Consider the following 20354-nt stretch of genomic DNA (forward strand, 5'->3'; position numbering starts at 1 on the left):
AATTCAATGCTGAGGTTACGCGTCACCACATGTTGAGCACGAGGCGCGCCTCGTCGCTCATGCGTTCCGGCGACCACGGCGGCTCCCAGACGACCTTGACGTCGACCACGCCGACGCCGGGGACGCTGGCAACTGCGTTCTCGACCATGGTCGGCAACTCGCCGGCGGCCGGGCAGTTCGGCGTCGTCAGCGTCATCTGGACGTCGACGGAGCGGTCGTCCTTGATCTCGACCTTGTAGATCAGGCCGAGCTCGTAGATGTCGGCCGGGATTTCCGGGTCGAACACGGTCTTCAGCCCGGCGATGATCTCCGTGGTCAGCCGCTCGGTTTCCTCCGGCGGCAGCGCCGAATGGGTCTCCATCGGACTAGCTTTGATTTCGGCCGTGTCACTCATGCGAACAAATCCCGCGCCTTCAAAAGCGCCTGTGCCAGATGATCGACTTCTTCCCGCGTATTATACATGCCGAACGAGGCCCGGCAGGTGGCCGTTACGTTGAACCGCTCTAAAAGCGGCATCACGCAATGGGTGCCGGCGCGCACCGCGATGCCCTGGCGGTCGATCACGGTGGCGACGTCGTGGGCGTGCGCGCCCTTCAGCTCGAACGAGATCACCGGGCCCTTGCCCCGTGCCGTGCCGATCAGCCGCAGCGAATTGATCTCGCGGAGCCGATCCTGGGCATAGGTCGTGAGATCGTGCTCGTGCGCGGCGATGCGCTCCTTGCCGATCGAATTGACGTAGTCGATGGCCGCGCCAAGGCCGACGGCCTCGACAATCGCCGGCGTGCCCGCCTCGAATTTGTGCGGAGGATCGCCATAGGTGACGACATCGCGCGAGACCTCGCGGATCATCTCGCCGCCGCCGTTGAAGGGACGCATCGCGACGAGGTGGTCGTACTTGGCCCAGAGGATACCGATTCCGGTCGGCCCATACACCTTGTGACCGGTGAAGACGTAGAAATCGCAGCCGATGTCCTGGACATCGACGGGCAGATGCACCGCGCCCTGGCTGCCGTCGACCAGCACGGGAATGCCGCGGGCATGGGCGATCTTCACGACCTCCTTGACCGGCACGATGGTGCCGAGCGCGTTCGACATCTGCGTGATCGCGACCAGCTTGGTCCTGGCCGTCAGCAGCTTCTCGAACTCGTCGATGAGGAAATTGCCCTCGTCGTCGACCGGCGCCCATTTGATCACGGCGCCCTGGCGTTCCCTCAGGAAGTGCCACGGCACGATGTTGGAATGGTGCTCCATGATCGAAAGGACGATCTCGTCGCCCTCTTTGATGTTCGGCCCGCCCCAGGACGAGGCGACCAGATTGATCGCCTCGGTCGCGTTGCGGGTGAAGATCACTTCTTCCGTACGGGGCGCGTTGATGAACTGCGCCACCTTGGTGCGGCCGCCCTCATAGGCTTCGGTCGCGGCATTGGCGAGGTAATGCAGGCCGCGATGCACGTTGGCGTATTCGCTCGTATAGGCCTGCGTCATGCGGTCGAGCACGGCGCTCGGCTTCTGCGCCGAGGCGGCGTTGTCGAGATAGACCAGCTTCTTGCCGTAGACCTGCATCGCGAGCGCCGGAAAATCCTGGCGCACGCGCGCGACGTCGTAGGCACCGTTCTTGACCGCCGGATGCGTGCTCATGACCGCCGCTCCAGCCAGCGCTCGGCAATGCCGATCACATGCTCGCGCAAACCGTCATCGGCGATCTGCTCGATCGCCTCGCCGACGAAAGCCTGGATCAGCAGCGCCTGGGCCTGCTTCTCCGGCAGGCCGCGCGCCTTCAGGTAGAACAGCAGGCTGTCGTCGAGCGCACCGGCGGTCGCGCCGTGGCCGCAGGAGACGTCGTCGGCGAAGATCTCGAGCTCGGGCTTGTTGTCGGCCTCGGCTTCATCCGAGAGCAGCAACGCGCGGGTCATCATCTTGCCGTCGGTCTTCTGCGCATCGGGACGGACGATGATGCGGCCCTGGAACACCGAATGGGCGCGATCGTCGATCACCGCGCGGAAAACTTCGCGGCTGACGCAGTTCGGCACGGCATGGTCGACCACCAGCGTGGTGTCGCCATGCTCGGTCTTCTGCAACAGGTTGACGCCGTTGGCGGAGAGCTCGCTGCCCTCGCCCGCCAGCGTGATGAAGCCCTGGAGGCGGCTGACAGCAGCCCCGGTCGTCATGTTGAAGAAATTGAACTTCACATTGGCGCCGACGGTGACGAAGTGCGACGAGACGTTCAAGGCGTCGGGTGCATCGTCCATCAGGCGAATGTGTGCAACGTCGGCGTCATCGCCGACAGAAACGATCACGGCGTCATTGACCTGGTAGGCCGCAGCGCCTGCCGCAACGAAGCTCTCGACGATGGTGGCGTGCGCGCCCTTGCCGATCGTGACCTGCGAGCGGGTGAAGGCCGACGCCGATGTGGCGGTGGCGATGTGGATGATCTGGATCGGAGCGGACAGCTGCGCACCGTCGGCAATCGACAGCACCACGCCATCCGTCGCCATCGCCGCGTTGAGCGAGATCACGGCATCGGTGGACGCGGTCTTCAACAGACCGGCATCCTTCTCCAGCGCATCCCGTAGCGTCTTGAAGCCGACCTCGGCGGCCAGCGCCTTGACGTCGGAAAGATCGGCTGCGAACACGCCGTCGACCAGCACCAGCTTGCGGGCGCCTGCGATCGCATGCGTCTTCACCGTGTCCGCGGCGCGCTTCAGCGCGGCCGCATCGGGCGCGGCTGCCAGCGGCAGCACCTCGCCGACCAGCGCACGCAGATCGGTGTATTTCCATTCCTCGATCCGGCGGTGCGGAAGGCCGAGACGCTCATAGGTCTCGAACGCCTCGCGGCGCACAGCGGTGACCGCGGACGAACCCGGCAGCCGGCCCTCGGCGCTGGTGAAGAGATCGCTCACCGCGCGGCCCTTTCCGGTCTTTGCCACAGCAACGTTCATCGCAAAATTCCTTACGCGGCATCCTCGAACTGGGCGTAGCCGGATGCTTCCAGCTCCAGCGCCAATTCCTTACCGCCGCTCTTCACGACACGGCCCTTCGACATCACGTGCACGACGTCGGGCACGATGTAGTTCAGCAGCCGCTGATAATGGGTGATGACGACCATCGCGCGCCCCGGCGAACGCAGCGCGTTGACGCCGTCGGCCGCGATGCGCAGCGCATCGATGTCGAGGCCGGAATCCATCTCGTCGAGGATGCACAGGCTCGGCTCGAACAGCGCCATCTGCAGCACCTCGTTGCGCTTCTTCTCACCGCCGGAGAAGCCGACATTGACGCCGCGCTTGAGCATGTCCTGCGGGATGTTCAACGACTTCGAGACCTCGCGGACCTTCTTCAGGAAGTCCGGCGTCGAATATTCATCCTCGCCGCGCGCCTTGCGCTGCGCATTCAGCGCGGTGCGCAGGAAGTTCATGGTGGCGACGCCGGGAATCTCGACCGGATACTGGAACGCCAGGAACACGCCCTTGGCGGCGCGCTCGTCCGGCGACATCTCGAGCAGATCCTCACCCTTGAACAGGATCTGGCCGTCGGTGACCTCGTAGCCGGGCTTGCCGGCGATGACGTGGGAGAGCGTCGATTTGCCGGAGCCGTTGGGCCCCATGATCGCATGGACCTCGCCCTCGTTCACGGTCAGCGTCAGCCCGTGGAGGATCTCACGCTCCTCGACACGAACCTTGAGGTCTTTCACTTCAAGCAAAGCCATTTTGGTGTCCAGTCTATTCAAATGATGCATGGAGCGCCTAAGCGCACCGCGAGGGTCGGTATTAACCGACCGACCCTTCAAGCGAGATCGAGATCAGCTTCTGCGCTTCCACCGCGAATTCCATCGGCAGTTGCTGCAGCACGTCCTTGACGAAGCCGTTGACGACGAGGCCGACCGCCTCCTCCTGCGAGAGACCGCGCTGGATGCAGTAGAACAGCACGTCCTCGGAGATCTTCGAGGTCGTCGCTTCGTGCTCGAACGTCGCCGAGGAGTTCTTGGCCTCGATGTACGGCACGGTGTGCGCGCCGCATTTATCGCCGATCAGCAGCGAGTCGCAGGCGGTGAAGTTGCGCGCGCCGGTCGCTTTCCGGTGCGCGGTAACGAGGCCGCGATAGGTGTTCTGCGACTTGCCGGCCGCGATGCCCTTGGAGATGATGCGGCTCGACGTGTTCTTGCCGAGATGGATCATCTTGGTGCCCGAGTCGACCTGCTGGAAGCCGTTCGAGATCGCGATCGAGTAGAACTCGCCGCTCGAATTATCACCGCGGAGAATGCAGCTCGGATATTTCCAGGTGATCGCCGAACCCGTTTCGACCTGGGTCCAGGAGATCTTCGAACGGTTGCCGCGGCAGTCGCCACGCTTGGTGACGAAATTGTAGATGCCGCCCTTGCCTTCCGAATTGCCGGGGTACCAGTTCTGCACCGTCGAATATTTGATCTCGGCATCGTCATGCGCGACGAGCTCGACCACGGCGGCGTGCAGCTGGTTCTCATCGCGCTGCGGCGCGGTGCAGCCCTCGAGATAGGAGACGTAGGCGCCCTTGTCGGCGATGATCAGCGTGCGCTCGAACTGGCCGGTGTTGCGCTCGTTGATGCGGAAATAGGTCGACAGCTCCATCGGGCAGCGCACGCCCGGCGGCACGTAGACGAACGAGCCGTCGGAGAACACCGCCGAGTTCAGTGTCGCGTAGAAATTGTCCGAGGTCGGAACCACCGAGCCCAGATATTTCTGCACCAGTTCAGGGTGCTCGCGGATCGCCTCAGAGATCGGCATGAAGATCACGCCGGCTTTCTTCAACTCCGCCTTGAAGGTGGTCGCAACCGACACCGAATCGAAGACCGCGTCGACCGCGATCTTCCGGCGGGCGGGATCTTCTTCGCCTACCTTCGGCTCGACGCCTTCGAGCATGGCAACTTCCCGCAAGGGGATGCCGAGCTTCTCGTAGGTCTTCAGGATCTCCGGATCGATCTCGTCCAGCGAGGTGACCGTCTTCTTCGGCTTCGGCGCCGCGTAGTAATAGAGGTCCTGGAAGTCGATCTTGGGATAGTCGACGCGCGCCCAGGTCGGCTCGGTCATGGTTAGCCAGCGCCGATAGGCCTCGAGCCGCCACTGGAGCATCCAGTCGGGTTCGTTCTTCTTCTGCGAGATGAATTTTACGATCTCTTCCGAAAGCCCCTTGGGGGCCTTCTCGGAGTCGATCAGGGTCTCAAACCCATAACGATACTGGTCGACGTCGATGCGCTTCACGCGCTCGACCGTCTCTTGTACGGCTGGCATTCCATCCTCCGCTCGCGGTTTCAAGGACCGCGGTGGATCAAACTCGAACGATTATTACGGTGTCTATTACGATGTTTTTTGGCGGAAAGCACGTGCTTAGAACCGTTCAAGCCGTGTTTCATCGCTTAGCTCTTAAGTAGGGTATTACCGAGCTTTCGCCAAGCCTCTAACGCCCTATTGATGTCTTCGAGTTCCGTGGACCAGCCCAGACTGAGGCGCACCGCTCCCTGGGCCACGGCGGGATCGTACCCCATAGCCGACAGCACGTGGGACCGCTGGACCTTACCCGAGGAACAGGCCGAACCCGAGGAGACTGCGATGCCTTCGAGGTCGAAGCCGATCACGGCGGTTTCAGCCTTGAGGCCGGGCGCGGTGAAAAGGACGGTATTTGGCAACCGCGTCACCTCGTCCGAGAAGATCGTTGCGCCGGCGATTGCTCGGATGCCGTTTTCCAAGCGAATTCTGAGGGTTGCCATCTGTTCCGCATCTTCGGAAAGAGTCTGAAGCGCGGCCTTCACCGCTGCGCCAAAGCCGGCGATTCCCGCAACATTCTCGGTTCCCGCGCGCCGGTTCAGCTCCTGGCCGCCTCCCCGCAACAACGGCTCCAGTCCCGTCAGTCCCTCCGCCACGACCAGAGCGCCGACGCCCTTGGGGCCGCCGACCTTATGCGCAGAAAAAGTCGCAAGATCCGCGCCCATAACTTTGATTTCAAATGGGATTTTGCCAAGCGCCTGGATTGCATCGACGTGCAGGAGGCCGCCGGCCTCGTGGACGACCCGGGCAATCTCGGCGACCGGCTGGAGCGCGCCGGTTTCGTTGTTCGCGGCCATGACGGAAACCAGTGCCGGAGCGCCGTCACCGAGCAGACTCGTGAGATGGTCGAGGTCAACCACACCGCAACGCGTCACCGGGATCGGGCTGACCCTGTCCGCCGGGAACCGGCCACCGGCCAGCACCGAAGCGTGCTCCACGGCCGAGACCAGCAGCCGCTCGACCGGGCCGCCGGATGACCGCCGCAGGCCAGGCGACAGCGCCAGTGCGTTGGCTTCCGTGCCTGCGGAGGTGAAGACGACGTTCCGCGGCAGCGTCCCTACCGCCACCGCGAGCGCGGCGCGGGCCTCCTCGACCAGCCGTCGCGCCTCCCGCCCCTCGGCATGGACTGAGGACGGGTTGCCGACCAGGTCCCAGGCGGCGAGCATCGCGCGTCGCGCTTCGGCGCGCAGCGGTGTGGTCGCATTCCAGTCGAGATAAACGCGGTTCCGCATCTAGTATTATATTACCTTGCTTGGGAAACTTGGCCCGTGGAGCCCCCTCCAGCTCGACATGGCGCCCCGACATGCGCTTGGCAACGGGCGATTCCAGATCCGCGGCAGCCGATGACGCGACCATGACACGCTAACGCCTTGAGCCCATTGGGTGATGTTCAAGATGCTTGCTTTTTGACCCTCTGCCTATGTTAGAACCCGCACCGTCAAGTCACCGCACGCCTTCAGCGCATCACCGCAAGGCGCGCCTTCTCACCCTTCATTCGCGCTTCCGTCGGCACCTGCCGATGAGGCCACAATCGGTTGATTGCCGAGGATCGTCTCTCCAGCAAGTCAATCAAGAGATCATCGATGCCTGAAGTTATTTTCACTGGCCCTGCCGGCCGTCTCGAAGGCCGCTATCACCCGGCCAAGCAGAAGAACGCGCCGATCGCGATGATCCTGCATCCGCATCCGCAGTTTCACGGCACGATGAATCATCAGATCGTGTACCAGTGCTATTATGCGTTCGCGCATCGTGGCTTCTCGGTGCTGCGCTTCAATTTCCGCGGCGTCGGCCGCAGCCAGGGCTCGTTCGACCACGGCACCGGCGAATTGTCGGACGCCGCCGCAGCCCTCGACTGGGCGCAGACCATCAATCCCGAAGCACGCGCCTGCTGGGTCGCCGGATTCTCCTTCGGCGCCTGGATCGGCATGCAGCTTCTGATGCGCCGCCCCGAGGTCGAGGGCTTCATCTCGATTGCGCCGCCGGCCAACCTCTACGACTTCTCGTTCCTTGCGCCCTGCCCGTCGTCGGGCCTGATCGTGCATGGCGAGAAGGACGCGGTGGTGCCGCCGAAGGACGTCAACACGCTGGTCGAGAAGCTGAAGACGCAGAAGGGCATCGTGATCGACCAGCAGGTCATCCCCGGCGCCAACCATTTCTTCGACGCCAAGCTCGAGCCGCTGATGGAAACCATCACCGCCTATCTCGACATGCGGCTCGCGAACGTGCGCTGAGATTTTGTAGCCCGGATGGAGCGAAGCGAAATCCGGGAAACTCCATCCGCGGATACACGGCCCCGGATTGCGCTCCGCTCCATCCGGGCTACGAAGCCAAGGCTCGCAGCTCAAGCCAGCTTGAGCGCGGCGATCCCTGTCAAGACGAGCGCGATGCCGGCAAGCTTCATCGCGCTCAAGGTCTCGCCGAACAGCACCACGCCCATGACGAAGGTTCCGGCAGCCCCGATGCCGGTCCACACCGAATAGGCAACGCCGACCTCGAGCACCTTCAAGGCACGCCCGAGCAGGAAGACGAAGGCCGCGAGCAGCACGAGCGAAGCAATGCTCCAGCCCACCCGCGTGTAGCCTTCCGCGTACTTCATCGAGATCGCCCAGCCGACATCGAGCGCGCCGGCGATCACCAGCATCAGCCAGGCCATGGATTGTGACATCGGCTCGCCTCAGGCGGCGAGCTTGAGCAGATGCGCGTCGTGCCGCACCAGGAAAGCCCGCAGCAATTGCGGATAGTCGGCGCCGACCGCGGTGCGTACGCTCGGACGCTTCGCCAGCTCCGCACGCCACGCCCGCACCTTCGGCAGATCGCTGAAGATGCCGAGCTCGGTCAGTTCGTCGAACACATCGAAATAGCGGAAGACGGGTGCGAACACCGCATCGACCAGGCTGAACGCATCGCCTGCGAAATACGGGCCCGCGCCAAGCGCTGCCTCGACGCGCGCGAATTTCGCAGCGAGCGCCTGGCGCTTGGTTTCGAAGGTCGCCGGATCCGTCGTCGTCTCCAGTCCCCAGAGGTCGCCGAGGATCGCCGAGCCGAACTCCATCCAGGCGCGATGCTCGGCACGGTTCAGCGCATCCGCCGGATGCAGCTTGAGGCCTGCTTGCGTCTCCTCGATGTATTCACAGATCACGTTGCTCTCGAACAGCGCGACCTCGCCCTTGTCGGTCGTCACAACCAGCACCGGCACCTTGCCGAGCGGCGAGAGCTTTAAGAACCAGTCCGGCTTGTTGGCGAGATCGATATCGACCCGCTCGAACGGAACGCCCTTCTCCGTCAGCGCGATCACGGCGCGCTGCACGTAGGGACAAAGCTTGTGGCTGATCAGTTTCAGTGAAGCGGTCATGGCGCGATCCCGGCGGTTCGATGCAACTGCATCCAATATAAATGCACTTGCATGCATACGTCAAGATCAATGCAACTGCATTGAACTGGCGTTACGGCCGAACCGGGAGTGGGTTGATCGCCATTCCGATCGCGATAAAGGCGACGCAGGCCGCCAGAATGGCCAGCAGGACACGGGGACGAAACAGCCTTGGGGCCCTGCGGTGCAGCCAGCTAAAATAGAGATTGTCGGTCATCCACATGGCCGTCATTCCGACCGCCAAGAGCAGAACGAACAGCCAGACCGGCCGGTCCGCCAGAAAGGGAAAATCCGGCGGAAGACGATCATCAGTTTCATGGTCAGGCCCCGTGCCTAGCTCGTAGGATCGGTTGAGCCCTTGCGAACCCATCATGTCTCAACTCCGTTCTCCGTACTCGCTACCGTCGCCCATTGTAGTGGAAGCTAAGCAAATGACGGCGTGGCGACACGTCGGGCAAAACACCCAAAACCCGTCAACCCCTTCCGGCAGAAATATATCGCTTTTCCGAATTTCGGATTTATGGCATACACGCGCTATCCCGGCCCTGCCAGAGGGGCGCTTCGCGATCGTCACGAGATGCGGGCCGGGCTGCGGTGGACGCGGTAGCGCCGGCGCGATGTGTGAGGACAGGGCGGGCAACCGTGAGTCCCGGCGCAACGTGCATACGACACGGCGCGGTCACAGCGGCCACGTTGGACATCGGGGGCGAGCACGCGTCAGCCCCTGATGATCTGGCGGGGACGTCCGCGGACGGAGAAGTCGTGTGGTCCCGGCGCCCGGGGTTCTGGCGTCAAGGCTCGCGGTGATGCGGCGGCCCGACCGGGTCCGCACATCGATCAGCCGTGAGGCGACGGGGGCAATAGTGCAACGCTCCCCGAGGAGAGCACGAAGGACACCGTTAAAACCATCCGCGCAGGGAAGGCCGGGCGACCGGCACGCCTGTGGTCCACCCCGTGTGCGTTCTTATCGCCCACGGACCTGCGGGTGCCGCCGGCGCCCGGCCTTCCCTGCGCCCTCTGGTCCGATTGAGGGCGCCGAACGACAGCAAGGCTCGGGCGAAACCTGCCGCGAGACTGCAATGGCGTGTCTGCAATCTGGAAAGCCAATTGAAAGGGCGATGCAGTTGCCCCAATTCGAAAAGCCGCGCTCAGGGCCGCGCGATCACCCCGCCCGTCATCGGCATCGGCACGCCCGTGGTGGTCGGATAGGACAATGGCAGGCCCTTCAGCCCACGCGCCGCGAGGAAGCCGAAGGCCTGGGCTTCGATGGCGTCGGAGGCCCAGCCGAGCGTCTCGGCGGCCTCGACTGTCGCCGATCCCACCCGCTCCCGCAGCATGCGGAGCATGGTGAGGTTGCGGGCGCCGCCGCCGCAGACGATCCAGCTGCGCGGCCGACGCGGGAGCAACGGGATGATGCGGGTGATCGCCGTCGCGGTGAAGGCGGTCAGGGTCGCCGCACCGTCGGCCGGCGCCACGTCGCCGAGCCTCAAGGCGACAAAATCATTGCGATCGAGCGATTTCGGCGGAGGCAGCGCAAAGAACGGCAGCTCCAGCGCGCGAGCGATCCAGACCTCATCGACCTTCCCGAGGGCTGCGAACTTTCCTTCCGCATCGAACGCCTGGTTCATGGTGCGGTACATGAAATCGTCCAGCAGCGCGTTGCCGGGGCCGGTGTCGCAGGCGATCAGCGTATCGTTGCCGTCGATATAGGTGATGTTGGAGACGCCGCCGATATTGACCACGACGATCGGCCCCTCGCGATCCAGCGAGTTGGCGAGCGCGCGGTGGTAGACTGGTACGAAGGGCGCCCCCTGCCCGCCGGCCTCGACGTCGGCGGCGCGGAAATCATGCATCACGGGGATATGGATCGCCTTCGCCAGCGCCGCGGCGTCACCGATCTGCACCGTCAGGCGCCGCTCGGGGCGGTGCAGCACGGTCTGGCCGTGGAAGCCGACGATGTCGACATCCTCGGGCTTCATGCGGTTCTGGGCGAAGAAGGCGGCAACCGCCTCGGCATGGGCCCGTGTCACCGCGCGCTCGGCCTCGGCCAGGATGCCTGGCCGGGCGTCACGTTGCGCCAGGTGCACAGCCTCGGAGAGAGCCTGACGCAGCAGATTGCGCTCCGCAGGGCTATAGGCCCGGTAGCCGGACGGCCCAAATGCCTTCACCTGTTTTCCATCGGTTTCGATCAGCGCGACATCCACCCCGTCCAGCGAGGTGCCGCTCATCAAACCGAGTGCCGTCAACATCATGGATCAGCGTCCTCAAGAGACCCCCTCCGGCATGCCGATCTTGTGCCAGAGGGACACATCTTATAATGCCACAGCGCCAAGTGGCGGGCAGCAATCGGGTTCCCACGGAAGACCCTTAAATTGCTCCCGAAACAGTAAACCAAGAATTGTTGGGCATGCCGACAGATGACTGCATTTAAATCGGATTTCCTCAATATCCTGCAGGAACGTGGTTTCATCCACCAATGCTCCGATTTCGAGGGGCTGGACGCGCTCGCCGCCAAGGGCGAGGCGACCGCCTATGTCGGCTACGATTGCACCGCCCGCTCGCTGCATATCGGCAATTACCTGACCATGATGATGCTGCACTGGCTGCAGCAGTCCGGCAACAAGCCGATCACGCTGATGGGCGGTGGCACCACCATGGTGGGCGATCCCTCCGGCAAGGACGAGACGCGCGCGATGCGCACCATTGCCGAGATCGAGGCCAACAAGGAATCGATCCGCGGCGTGTTCGCGAAAGTGCTGCGCTACGGCAGCGGCGCAAGCGACGCCGTCATGCTCGACAATGCGGAGTGGCTGACCAAGCTGAACTGGATCGAGATGCTGCGCGACGTCGGCCGGCACTTCTCGGTCAACCGCATGCTGACGATGGACTCCGTCCGGCTGCGCCTCGAGCGCGAGCAGGAGATGAGCTTCATCGAGTTCAACTACATGGTCTGCCAGGCCTACGACTTCGTCGAGCTTGCCAAGCGCACCGGCTGCAAATTGCAGATGGGCGGCTCGGACCAGTGGGGCAACATCATCATGGGCGTCGATCTCGGCCGCCGCATGGGCACGCACCAGCTGTTCGCGCTGACGACGCCGCTGCTGACGACCGCATCGGGCGCCAAGATGGGCAAGACCGCGCAAGGCGCAGTCTGGCTCAACGCCGACGCGTTCTCGCCCTATGATTTCTGGCAGTACTGGCGCAACACCGAGGATGCCGACGTCGGCAAATTCCTGAAGCTGTTCACGACGCTGCCGATGGCTGAGACCAGGAAGCTCGAAGCGCTCGGCGGCTCGGAGATCAACGAGGCCAAGAAGGTGCTCGCCACTGAAGCGACCGCGCTGCTGCATGGCCGCGAGGCCGCGAACGAGGCGGCGGAGACCGCCCGCCGCACCTTCGAGGAAGGTGCGCTGGCCGAAACCCTGCCGACGGTGGAAATTCCGCGGGGCGAGATCGACGCCGGCTTCGGCGTGCTCAACGCCTTCGTCAAGGCGGGCCTCGTTGCTTCCAACGGCGAAGCCCGGCGCCAGATCAAGGGCGGCGGCCTTCGCGTCAACGACGAGCCGGTCACTGACGAAAAGATGGCACTGTCGACAAACAATCTGACGCCCGAGGGCGTGATCAAGCTCTCCTTCGGCAAGAAGAAGCACGTCCTGCTTAAGCCTGCATAGGCGTATGAGCTTTTCGCTGCTTGTCAGGGCGCACGGATGCGCGCTCCCTGACAGGCAATGGATCAGAACACTCCCAGGGAGAACGTCGCGAGCGATCAGCGGGACGCTGTTCGCACCGCGCTCGTCGTGCTCGCCCTGTGCTTCACGCTGGCCGTGCTCGGCCGCGGGCTCGGCGACAGCTTTACGGTGTTCCTGAAACCGATTTCGGAAAGTTTTGGCTGGGACCGCGCGCAGATCGTCTCGGTCTATTCACTGACCTGGCTCGCGAGCGGTCTCACTGCGCCCTTCGTCGGACGCCTGTTCGACCATTCCGGACCACGCATCGTCTATGCGCTCGGGCTGTTGCTGCTGGGCGCGGCATTCCTGGTCGCAGCCCACGCGCAACATCTCTGGCAGTTCCAACTCTCGATCGGCCTCTGCGTCGGCATCGGCGTTGCCTTCATCGGCATCGTGCCGAACTCGATCCTGCTCGGCCGTTGGTTCGGGCCCCGTCTGCCGACTGCAATGTCGGTGGTGTATTCGGCGATGGGCGGCGGCGTGCTGGCGCTGCTGCCGGCCTCGCAGCTCCTGATCGATCACGTCGGCTGGCGCGACACCTACCAGCTATTCGGCTTTACGGCACTCGGCCTGTTGCTCCCGCTGATGCTGCTGCCGTGGCGGCTGTTCGCTGCGGGCTCGCCGCATGTCGTGAAAAGGACCGACCCAGATTTCGTCGACAATGGCTGGACGCTGCTCCGTGCCATGCGCCATCACGCCTTCTGGGCGCTGTTCTGGACCTTCTTCTTCACTGCCGTCGGCATGTACTCAATTGCCGCGCAGATCGTGGCCTATCTGATCGACGCCGGCTTTCCGCCGCTGCAGGCCGCAACCGCCTGGGGCTTCTCCGGCGTCGTGCTTGTGTTCGGCATGCTCGGCGTGTCCGCGCTCGACGGCCTGATCGGGCGCCGGCCGTCGGTGCTGCTGAGCTACGCGATCTCGATCCTCGGCATCGTCCTGCTGTGGCTGTTGCAGTATTCTCCGAACATCCTGCTGCTCACCGGTTTCGTCGTCTGCTTCGGCAGCATGATGGGCTCGCGCGGCCCGCTGATCAGCGCCACGGCGATGAGGATTTTCCAAGGCAAGCGGGTCGGCACCATCTACGGCACCATCTCGATCGGCAGTGGACTCGGCTCGGCGTTCGGCTCCTGGAGCGGCGGCCTGATCCATGACGCGACCCACGGGTATAACGCGCTGCTTGCTTTCGCACTTGCGAGCGTGGTGCTCGGGATGATCCCGTTCCTGATCGTGCCCGCCTTGCGGCGGTGAGTTTCCTGGAGGTAACTTGCGCGCATCCGCGTCACCGGCAAATTACGGATGGGCGCGACGGGGAACACGCGCAAAAAGTGCGGTCGCACGGGGCTGAAATCCTGGCCTGCGGTGTTTTGTCCGACATGACGAAAATGTCAGGACGAATCGAGTGTGCACGGCTTGCAGGGCGAAACCGAATGCGGTCCAAGTCGCAGCATTGGATGGAGGGCACAAACCAATGAACTTTCCGTATCTCACTCGCTTTCAACCGGTTCTCTTGAGCCTGTTTCGCTTCGTCACCGGACTGCTGCTGTTCCAGTACGGCATCGCAAAGATCTTCAAGTTTCCGGTGCTCCCCTACTTCGCGAACATCCCGCCGCTGATCTGGACGGCCGGTGCGCTCGAGCTCGTGCTCGGCGCGCTTCTGATGCTCGGCTTGTTCACCCGCCTCACCGCTTTCATTCTCTCGGGCGAAATGGCCTTCGCTTACTTCATGGGCCACATGCTCAAAGGCGAAGCGCCTGTGTTCCTGCCGCTGCTCAATGGCGGCACCGCAGCAATCCTGTTCTGCTTCGCCTGCCTCTACCTCGCGGCCGCCGGCGGCGGTTCGGTCAGCGTCGATGCGCTGATGGGCAAGGAGAGCGACGCGGCGGGCGACGCCTACGCACGGCGCTGAGGCGCTCGCTAGTTAACCTGAAAGCAAGTCGGCACCGGCGGATCTGCCGGTGCCGACTCAGCGCGCGCCCAGCACGTTCCAGATCAGGACCAGGGCAGCCACGAGCAGCACGGCCATGACGATGCGGTGAACGAATCGGTTCATTGCCGCTCCGGCCCGGCTCGGTCACCACCAAATTCCGACATCATCTGTCTCGACGACCGGACGCGCCATGCACTGGCAAAGCGCGATTCCGCCTGCATGCTTGCGCATCCGGCTGCGAACGCTGCGCGCGCGGCAGCACGTCGCACGCGTCCATTCATGATTGGTAAGAACTTCATGCTACCGACGCGAGCAATAACAACCATTTCTTTCGAGGCCGCGATGAAGCTGATGAGTCATCTCAAGATCCGGACCAAGCTCGCCAGCATGGTCTGTCTTTCAGCTCTCACAGTCACGGCCATCATCGGCGTATCGTCCGTCCTCAGCAAGAGTCGCATGATGGAGGATCGCGTCCAGCAGATGCGGACTGCGGTAGAGCTGCTCTACAACTACGCGCAATCGCTTCAGGAAGAGGTTGCCGCCGGCAAGCTGACGCCGGCCGACGCCAAGGCCCAGTTCCACCAGCGTGGCCGCCGCATGAACTTCAACGGCAACCAAGGCTACCCCGTTGTCTACAACCCCGACACCTCCATCCTGGTGAATGGCGCCAACCAGCAGCTGGAAGGCAAGATCACTGGGGCCAAGGACTCTAACGGCGTCTTGATCGCCGACGCCATCATCAAGGCCGGCGGCGAGACCGCACAGGGCGGAGTGACCTCCTATCTTTACCCCCGCCCCGGCCAGACCGAGCCCGTGCGCAAGACCGTCTTTGCGCGCAAATTCGCGCCCTGGAACGCGACCATCAGCTACGGTCTCTATGTCGACGACATCGACGCCGACGTGCGCGCGCTGACGCTGGAGCTTGCCGCGATCGGCATCGGCCTGATGCTGCTGATGGCGACGCTGTCCTGGCTGATCGCCCGCGACGTGCTCGGCGCTCTCGACCGCCAGAAGAACCGCATGCAGGAGATTTCGGAAGGCGCCATCGACAAGCCGGTCGAGGAGACCGACCGCGGCGACGAGATCGGCCGCATGGCCGAGACGCTCGAAGTGCTCAGGCAGACCGCACTGACGGCGCGTAACCTGGAAGCCGAGCAGGTCGCCGCCAAGACCCGCAGCGAGCAGGAGAAGCGCGACGCCCTGATCGCCCTCGCCGATCGCTTCGATGCCTCCGTCGGTCAGCTCGTCGGCCTGATGGCTTCCGGCTCCGGCGAGCTCGAGACCACCGCCAAGTCGATGTCATCCACGGCCGAAGGCACCAACCGCCGCGCCGCCGTGGTCGGCACGGCCGCCACCGAGGCGAGCCAGCGCGTCCAGACCGTCGCGGCTGCCGCCGAGGAGCTCTCCTCCTCCATCACCGAGATCAGCCGCCAGGTCGCTCAGTCCGCAGAAGTCACGGGCCGCGCGGTCGACAGCGCGCGCCGCACCGACACCATCGTGCGTGCGCTCTCGGACGGCGCCCAGCAGATCGAGCACGTCGCCGAGCTGATCTCCAGCATTGCCGCGCAGACCAACCTGCTCGCACTCAACGCCACCATCGAGGCCGCGCGCGCCGGTGAAGCCGGCCGCGGCTTTGCCGTCGTCGCTTCCGAGGTGAAGTCGCTGGCGAGCCAGACTGCCGAAGCCACGCGCGAGATCGGCGACAAGATCGCCCAGATCCAGGGCGCGACCAAGGAGGCCGTCGACGCCATCGGCGGCATCACCGCCACCATCGAGGAGGTCAGCCGCATCGCCACCTCGATCGGGGCTGCCATCGAGGAGCAAGGTGCCGCCACCGCCGAGATCGCCCGCAGCGTCTCGCAGACGGCGGAAGCCACCAAGGAAGTCACCACCAATATCGGCGGCGTCTCGACCGCCGCGAACGAGACCGGCAACGCCGCCGGCATGGTGCTCGCCGCCGCCTCGAACCTCTCCAAGCAGGCCGAGCAGCTCTCCGGTGAAGTCGGCACCTTCCTGGCGGGCGTGCGCGCGGCTTAGGCGGCCGACAACACTCCAAGCGATCTCCGTCATGCCCGGGCTTGTCCCGGGCAACCACGTTCTTGGTGCCGCGTGGTGAGGCGTGGATGGCCGGGACAAGCCCGGCCATGATGCCGGAGACAGCCGCCCCCTACTACCGCCGTGTCAGGCTACAGCCGCTCGAGAGCTGGCGCGTCGACCCGGTCGAACCGTCGTTCGACTGCGAGGGGAATTCCTCGAACGGCGAGTTCTGCTTGCCGGTGTTGAACTCGAAGATCTTGCGGAACAGGCCGGGGGCCATCGCCGAGATCGGATTGACGCGCATCACGGGCGCAGCCGGTGTGCCGACGACCTCATAGGTCACGCCGATCAGCCCTTCATTGTTGCCGCCGCCGAGGAAGATGCCGAACAACGGGATCTGGCCGAAGATGTTGTTGACGCCATACATCGGCACGAAGGTACCGCTCATGCAGACCTGGTTGCCGGGATAGTCGATCGAGCCCTCGATGGTGGCGCCGATCATGGGACCCTTGACCACGCCGTCGCGGACCGTCAGCGCACCGTTCTGCCGCGTGAACTCGGCGCGGAGCGCACTGAACGAGACGCCGTTGCCGGTGCCGTTGGGCGCGCCAGCGGCGACGCGTTCGAGCTGCGCCTCGCCCTTCACCGTGAAGTCGCGGACGTTGATGAGGCCCTCGCGCGAGGTGTTCGGCTCGGATGTCGGCGGCTCCATCGCCACCACCATCTGGCCGCCGACCGCCTTGGTGTAGGTGTCGGTGAACCGCAGCAGCGCGCCGGCATCGTTGGTCTGGAGGTAGATCACCTCGCGGTTGCCCTGCGCACGGCCGCCGCGCAGGTCAGCCGCCACCGGCGTGTCCTTGCCGACCTTGCCGCTCAGCGTGAACGCCTTGATGGCACCATTGCGTTTCGACATCTTGGCATCGACACTGCGCATCGCCTCGCCGTTGAAACCGGCGACGGCGCCGAGCTTCACGTCGATGTCGAAATCGACGTTCTTCATCTTGTTCTTGTCGTCCTTGGAATTGCCGGAGATCGCCGACTTCAGGAAGCCGCGACCGTCAAACACGTCGCCGCGCATCGTGCCCTTGATGACGCCATCCTGGCTGCGCTCCACCTTCAGCGACGCCTTGTCGCCATCGGACGGCGAATAGGTCGGGAAGTTCGCGTTCATGAGATCGCCGTTCGCGTCGACCTCGAGCGAGCCCTTGATCGAGGCGCCACCGCCTTCGATGACGATGTCTTCCAGTCGCGTCGATTGCGCGGTCGGCACGACCTTGAAGCTGGCCTTGCCCGACTTGCCCGGCAGCTTGACCCAGCCGGGCAGGATGTTGTCGAGCTTCACCGAGGTCAGGTCGGCCTCGACGCCGAGCTTCGTCGTCTGATCGGGGCTGCCGGCGATCTTGCCCGACAGCTTGATCGGCAACGATCCGCTGACGGCGGGGCTGAGATCGAATCCCAGGCGCGCCCGGCTCGCATCGTCCAGCGTCGCCTGCAACCTGACATCCGCGTCGCCCTCGGCGGGCTTGCGATAGTCGAGCGAGGCCGCCTGCCCGTTGATCTTGACGTCGCCCTTGACCTGATAACCCGTGTTGCTCGCGACGATCTTGAGAGTGTTGGCCTCCAGCTTCTGGTTCATCACCAGCTTGTCGGCGGCAAAACCGTTGAGATCGGCGGTGACGGCGTAGGTCGTGTCCGTCTTGGTCAGCTCGCCCTTGACGGGCAGGCCGAGCTGGATGTTCGCCGTGAACGTCCCCTTGCTGGTGTTGGGATCGACGACGGTCGATGACAGATCACTCAGGCGATCATTCGAGAGCATCTCGGCCGCCGCAGGCACGGGTCCGTCGACGCGGAACCTGGTCCGCGACGGCGACGGCTTGGGCGCCATATCCGGCACCTCGAAGACGAAATCGGAAATCGTGACCTTACGGCCGGCGGGCGTATCGGCAATGCCCTGCCCGATGGTCACGGTCGCGGTGCGGCCGGTCACGCGCGCCTTCAGATCGGCATCGTGCACAACGGGCATGCCGTCCACGGGACGGACCGCGACGCCGCTCGCGACGATGTTGACCGAGAGGCCGTCGTCGGGAATGGGCGGACCCTTGCGCGGCAAGTTCTTCGTCGGCGAATTGACGCCGATCTCGATGCGCTGGAGCGTACCGCGCTCGATCCGCTCGATCACCCATTCGCGCAACTCGGGAACGACCAGCGTCGGCCACATCCGCTTCAGCGCGGAGGCCGACATCGGCGTTCCCGCAAAGCCCAGCGTCAGCCGCGGCTCGCCGGAATAGTCGATCGCACCCGTGCCGGCGACACCGATCTCGCCATTGCTGATGTCGGCCTGCGTCAGCAAGAGGCGCTTGTGGTCGGTGTCGAAGCGGAAGCCGATCGCGATGCGGTTGAAGACGAGCGGCGGCTCGTTGTCGATGCCGCCGAGCAGGATCGAACCGCCGCTGAAGCCGAGCTGCCAGTCATTGATGGTGCCGTTGGGCGGCTCCAGATGAGCCAGAAGCGTCAGGCGGTTCGCGCCCGACAGGATCTTGAACGGTGCCACCAGCACCCGCCGATTGGCGTCCCACTCGACGTTGATCTCGGCCTGGTCGATCGCCATCGGATAGTCCGGCGTGTCGGTGTCGATGATATTGCCGGCGCCGACCGCGATCTTGCCGCGGAAGAAGGTCGGCACGCCATCGCGGCCGAGCTCGCCCTTGAGCTCGCCCGTCAGCGGCAGGTCGGCGGTGTAGGTGAGATCCTTGACCCGCAGTGCCAGGAGGATGTTGGAGGTCGAGACCTTGTCGGCCTTGATGTCGACCGAGCGCACGCCGTTCTCGGCCGGTCCGATCGTGGCACGCAGCATCCACGGGCGCGCGCCCTCTTCGCCCAGGCTGAGCGTGACGCCACCCCGGCTCGGCCGACGCAGGCTGAGCGTGATGTTCTCAAACGACCATTTGCTGCCGCGCTGCTGATCGTCGACGATCAGATTGCCGTTCTTCAGGCCGATCTCGTTCAGATTCTGGCCGTCGAGGCCGGTCATGCTGAGACTGTCGAGCCAGTCGAGGCCCTGAAGGATGCCGCTTTGTGCCGTCGCCTGAGGCGGGCCTTGAGAGGCGGCTTGGGATGGATCCTGGTTCGCAGGCGCCGTGGCGAATGGCGGCGGCGGGACGCCGTTGCGCGGGAATGTCGGCGGCAGACCCGCGTCCTTCTTCGAGGCGACGCCGGTTGCCAGCGGCTTTGCGGTATCGCCGGCGGACACGGTGACGGTACCGTCGGGCGCGATGCGGATCGCGAGTTCGGCATCGACCAGATTGAGACTCTCGGCGCGCAGGTGACCCATCAGCAGGCCGGCACCCGATAGCTTCACTTCAGCCTTCGGCGCGCTGGCAACGATGGCGTGATCGCGATCGCGGACGATGATGTCTCGGATGCGGACGGCGATGCGAACCCGGCCGGCGCGCTCGATCTGGGTGCCTCCGATCTCAACCGTATTGCCGTGACCGATATTGTCCTCGATCGCGGCCGCCAGCCATGGCGTTGCAATGTCGAGATTGATGGGGCCGGCACCGAGCCGCCACCACAGCGCGCCGAAGCAGCCGATGAAGATGACGGCGAGAGTCCCGACGACAAGGACGACGCGCTTCAGCCAGCGATCGGCCGCCAGCCAGCGGCGTAGCGCCCCAAACCCGTCACCGAAGCGATGAAAGCCCGAATTGGAACGCGACAACAGCCGGCGCGCGCGATGGCCCGCGGCCGCCTCCTGATCCGGATCCCAATCGGCATCGTCCCATTCCTGCGGCTGTTGCTGAACGCCGCGCCGATCGAAGTCCCGATTATAATCCTGGGGCGACTTATTCCTTGCCATTGCCTCTCGATACAGGCGCCCGTCATAGGATTGAGCGCCGCCGGGACCGCAGCCGTCCGCGGGAAGCGAAGCTCCCTGCGCCGGCATTGCCGCCATACCTCGAATATTCCTGCTGTTCGTCATTTCGCCCCGGGAGCGCGTT

16 protein-coding genes are annotated in these 20354 nt (G+C 64.3%); 5 read left to right on the forward strand and 11 right to left on the reverse strand.

Annotated elements, in window-relative coordinates; translation table 11 throughout:
* Window positions 1-22: 22 nt before the first annotated feature.
* The 6 genes from GGD67_RS01145 to GGD67_RS01170 form a co-directional block, all read right to left on the reverse strand.
* Window positions 23-394, reverse strand: coding sequence for an SUF system Fe-S cluster assembly protein (locus tag GGD67_RS01145; RefSeq protein ID WP_018323035.1), 372 nt, complete (start codon window positions 392-394; stop codon window positions 23-25).
* Window positions 391-1638 (reverse strand): cysteine desulfurase, encoded by a 1248-nt coding sequence (locus tag GGD67_RS01150; RefSeq protein ID WP_092258573.1) that lies wholly within the window; start codon window positions 1636-1638, stop codon window positions 391-393. Before GGD67_RS01150 ends, GGD67_RS01145 begins: the two co-directional genes overlap by 4 nt.
* Window positions 1635-2939 (reverse strand): Fe-S cluster assembly protein SufD, encoded by a 1305-nt coding sequence (gene sufD / locus GGD67_RS01155; RefSeq protein ID WP_179730577.1) that lies wholly within the window; start codon window positions 2937-2939, stop codon window positions 1635-1637. Before sufD ends, GGD67_RS01150 begins: the two co-directional genes overlap by 4 nt.
* A gap of 11 nt (window positions 2940-2950) precedes the next feature.
* Entirely contained in the window at window positions 2951-3703 is a 753-nt protein-coding gene (gene sufC, locus GGD67_RS01160) for a Fe-S cluster assembly ATPase SufC (RefSeq protein ID WP_020508824.1), read from the reverse strand.
* Window positions 3704-3764: 61 nt separating this feature from the next.
* Window positions 3765-5261 carry a Fe-S cluster assembly protein SufB gene (gene sufB / locus GGD67_RS01165; protein ID WP_018323031.1) on the reverse strand — a complete coding sequence of 499 codons (1497 nt, stop codon included), beginning with the start codon at window positions 5259-5261 and terminating at the stop codon, window positions 3765-3767.
* 125 nt (window positions 5262-5386) lie between these two features.
* The gene (locus tag GGD67_RS01170; protein WP_179730578.1) at window positions 5387-6526 is read right to left on the reverse strand and encodes a cysteine desulfurase family protein; all 1140 of its coding nucleotides are present in this window, start codon (window positions 6524-6526) and stop codon (window positions 5387-5389) included.
* Between the two features lie 351 nt (window positions 6527-6877).
* Here GGD67_RS01170 and GGD67_RS01175 point away from each other — a divergent pair, with 351 nt between their 5' ends.
* Window positions 6878-7525 carry an alpha/beta hydrolase gene (locus tag GGD67_RS01175; RefSeq protein WP_014495555.1) on the forward strand — a complete coding sequence of 216 codons (648 nt, stop codon included), beginning with the start codon at window positions 6878-6880 and terminating at the stop codon, window positions 7523-7525.
* Between the two features lie 110 nt (window positions 7526-7635).
* On the opposite strand, the gene GGD67_RS01180 is transcribed toward GGD67_RS01175, so the two are convergent.
* The 4 genes from GGD67_RS01180 to GGD67_RS01195 all read right to left on the reverse strand — a co-directional run bounded on the left by GGD67_RS01180 (window position 7636) and on the right by GGD67_RS01195 (window position 10916).
* Window positions 7636-7959: a multidrug efflux SMR transporter gene (locus GGD67_RS01180; protein WP_018323029.1), complete on the reverse strand. Its 324-nt coding sequence runs from the start codon at window positions 7957-7959 to the stop codon at window positions 7636-7638.
* A gap of 9 nt (window positions 7960-7968) precedes the next feature.
* Window positions 7969-8646, reverse strand: coding sequence for a glutathione S-transferase family protein (locus tag GGD67_RS01185; protein WP_179730579.1), 678 nt, complete (start codon window positions 8644-8646; stop codon window positions 7969-7971).
* A gap of 91 nt (window positions 8647-8737) precedes the next feature.
* Complete coding sequence (locus GGD67_RS01190) at window positions 8738-9037, reverse strand: hypothetical protein (protein WP_179730580.1); 300 nt, start codon at window positions 9035-9037, stop codon at window positions 8738-8740.
* A 775-nt stretch (window positions 9038-9812) separates the two neighbouring features.
* On the reverse strand, window positions 9813-10916 hold the full coding sequence (locus tag GGD67_RS01195; protein WP_179730581.1) for an anhydro-N-acetylmuramic acid kinase: 1104 nt from the start codon (window positions 10914-10916) through the stop codon (window positions 9813-9815).
* A 165-nt stretch (window positions 10917-11081) separates the two neighbouring features.
* On the opposite strand from GGD67_RS01195, the gene tyrS reads away from it, so the two are divergent.
* The 4 genes from tyrS (at window position 11082) to GGD67_RS01215 (ending at window position 16356) form a co-directional block, all read left to right on the forward strand.
* Window positions 11082-12335 carry a tyrosine--tRNA ligase gene (gene tyrS / locus GGD67_RS01200; protein ID WP_179730582.1) on the forward strand — a complete coding sequence of 418 codons (1254 nt, stop codon included), beginning with the start codon at window positions 11082-11084 and terminating at the stop codon, window positions 12333-12335.
* A 57-nt stretch (window positions 12336-12392) separates the two neighbouring features.
* A complete protein-coding gene (locus tag GGD67_RS01205) occupies window positions 12393-13640 on the forward strand; it encodes an MFS transporter (RefSeq protein ID WP_018323025.1) in 1248 nt (415 codons plus the stop codon).
* A 220-nt stretch (window positions 13641-13860) separates the two neighbouring features.
* Window positions 13861-14298 (forward strand): DoxX family protein, encoded by a 438-nt coding sequence (locus GGD67_RS01210; protein ID WP_179730583.1) that lies wholly within the window; start codon window positions 13861-13863, stop codon window positions 14296-14298.
* Window positions 14299-14661: 363 nt separating this feature from the next.
* Window positions 14662-16356 carry a methyl-accepting chemotaxis protein gene (locus tag GGD67_RS01215; protein ID WP_179730584.1) on the forward strand — a complete coding sequence of 565 codons (1695 nt, stop codon included), beginning with the start codon at window positions 14662-14664 and terminating at the stop codon, window positions 16354-16356.
* A 133-nt stretch (window positions 16357-16489) separates the two neighbouring features.
* Here GGD67_RS01215 and GGD67_RS01220 read toward each other — a convergent pair whose 3' ends face one another.
* Entirely contained in the window at window positions 16490-20299 is a 3810-nt protein-coding gene (locus tag GGD67_RS01220; RefSeq protein WP_179731380.1) for a DUF3971 domain-containing protein, read from the reverse strand.
* Between the last annotated feature and the right edge of the window lie 55 nt (window positions 20300-20354).

The organism is Bradyrhizobium sp. IAR9, assembly GCF_013408065.1.
Lineage (GTDB): Bacteria > Pseudomonadota > Alphaproteobacteria > Rhizobiales > Xanthobacteraceae > Bradyrhizobium.

Bases quoted from the DNA above. Each gene is read 5' to 3' on its own strand.
- GGD67_RS01145 (WP_018323035.1), bottom strand. From the start codon at position 394: ATGAGTGACACGGCCGAAATCAAAGCTAGTCCGATGGAGACCCATTCG.
- sufB (WP_018323031.1), bottom strand. From the start codon at position 5,261: ATGCCAGCCGTACAAGAGACGGTCGAGCGCGTGAAGCGCATCGACGTC.
- sufC (WP_020508824.1), bottom strand. From the start codon at position 3,703: ATGGCTTTGCTTGAAGTGAAAGACCTCAAGGTTCGTGTCGAGGAGCGT.
- GGD67_RS01150 (WP_092258573.1), bottom strand. From the start codon at position 1,638: ATGAGCACGCATCCGGCGGTCAAGAACGGTGCCTACGACGTCGCGCGC.
- GGD67_RS01210 (WP_179730583.1), top strand. From the start codon at position 13,861: ATGAACTTTCCGTATCTCACTCGCTTTCAACCGGTTCTCTTGAGCCTG.
- GGD67_RS01215 (WP_179730584.1), top strand. From the start codon at position 14,662: ATGAAGCTGATGAGTCATCTCAAGATCCGGACCAAGCTCGCCAGCATG.
- tyrS (WP_179730582.1), top strand. From the start codon at position 11,082: ATGACTGCATTTAAATCGGATTTCCTCAATATCCTGCAGGAACGTGGT.
- GGD67_RS01170 (WP_179730578.1), bottom strand. From the start codon at position 6,526: ATGCGGAACCGCGTTTATCTCGACTGGAATGCGACCACACCGCTGCGC.
- GGD67_RS01175 (WP_014495555.1), top strand. From the start codon at position 6,878: ATGCCTGAAGTTATTTTCACTGGCCCTGCCGGCCGTCTCGAAGGCCGC.
- GGD67_RS01220 (WP_179731380.1), bottom strand. From the start codon at position 20,299: ATGCCGGCGCAGGGAGCTTCGCTTCCCGCGGACGGCTGCGGTCCCGGC.
- GGD67_RS01185 (WP_179730579.1), bottom strand. From the start codon at position 8,646: ATGACCGCTTCACTGAAACTGATCAGCCACAAGCTTTGTCCCTACGTG.
- GGD67_RS01180 (WP_018323029.1), bottom strand. From the start codon at position 7,959: ATGTCACAATCCATGGCCTGGCTGATGCTGGTGATCGCCGGCGCGCTC.
- GGD67_RS01195 (WP_179730581.1), bottom strand. From the start codon at position 10,916: ATGATGTTGACGGCACTCGGTTTGATGAGCGGCACCTCGCTGGACGGG.
- sufD (WP_179730577.1), bottom strand. From the start codon at position 2,939: ATGAACGTTGCTGTGGCAAAGACCGGAAAGGGCCGCGCGGTGAGCGAT.
- GGD67_RS01205 (WP_018323025.1), top strand. From the start codon at position 12,393: ATGGATCAGAACACTCCCAGGGAGAACGTCGCGAGCGATCAGCGGGAC.
- GGD67_RS01190 (WP_179730580.1), bottom strand. From the start codon at position 9,037: ATGATGGGTTCGCAAGGGCTCAACCGATCCTACGAGCTAGGCACGGGG.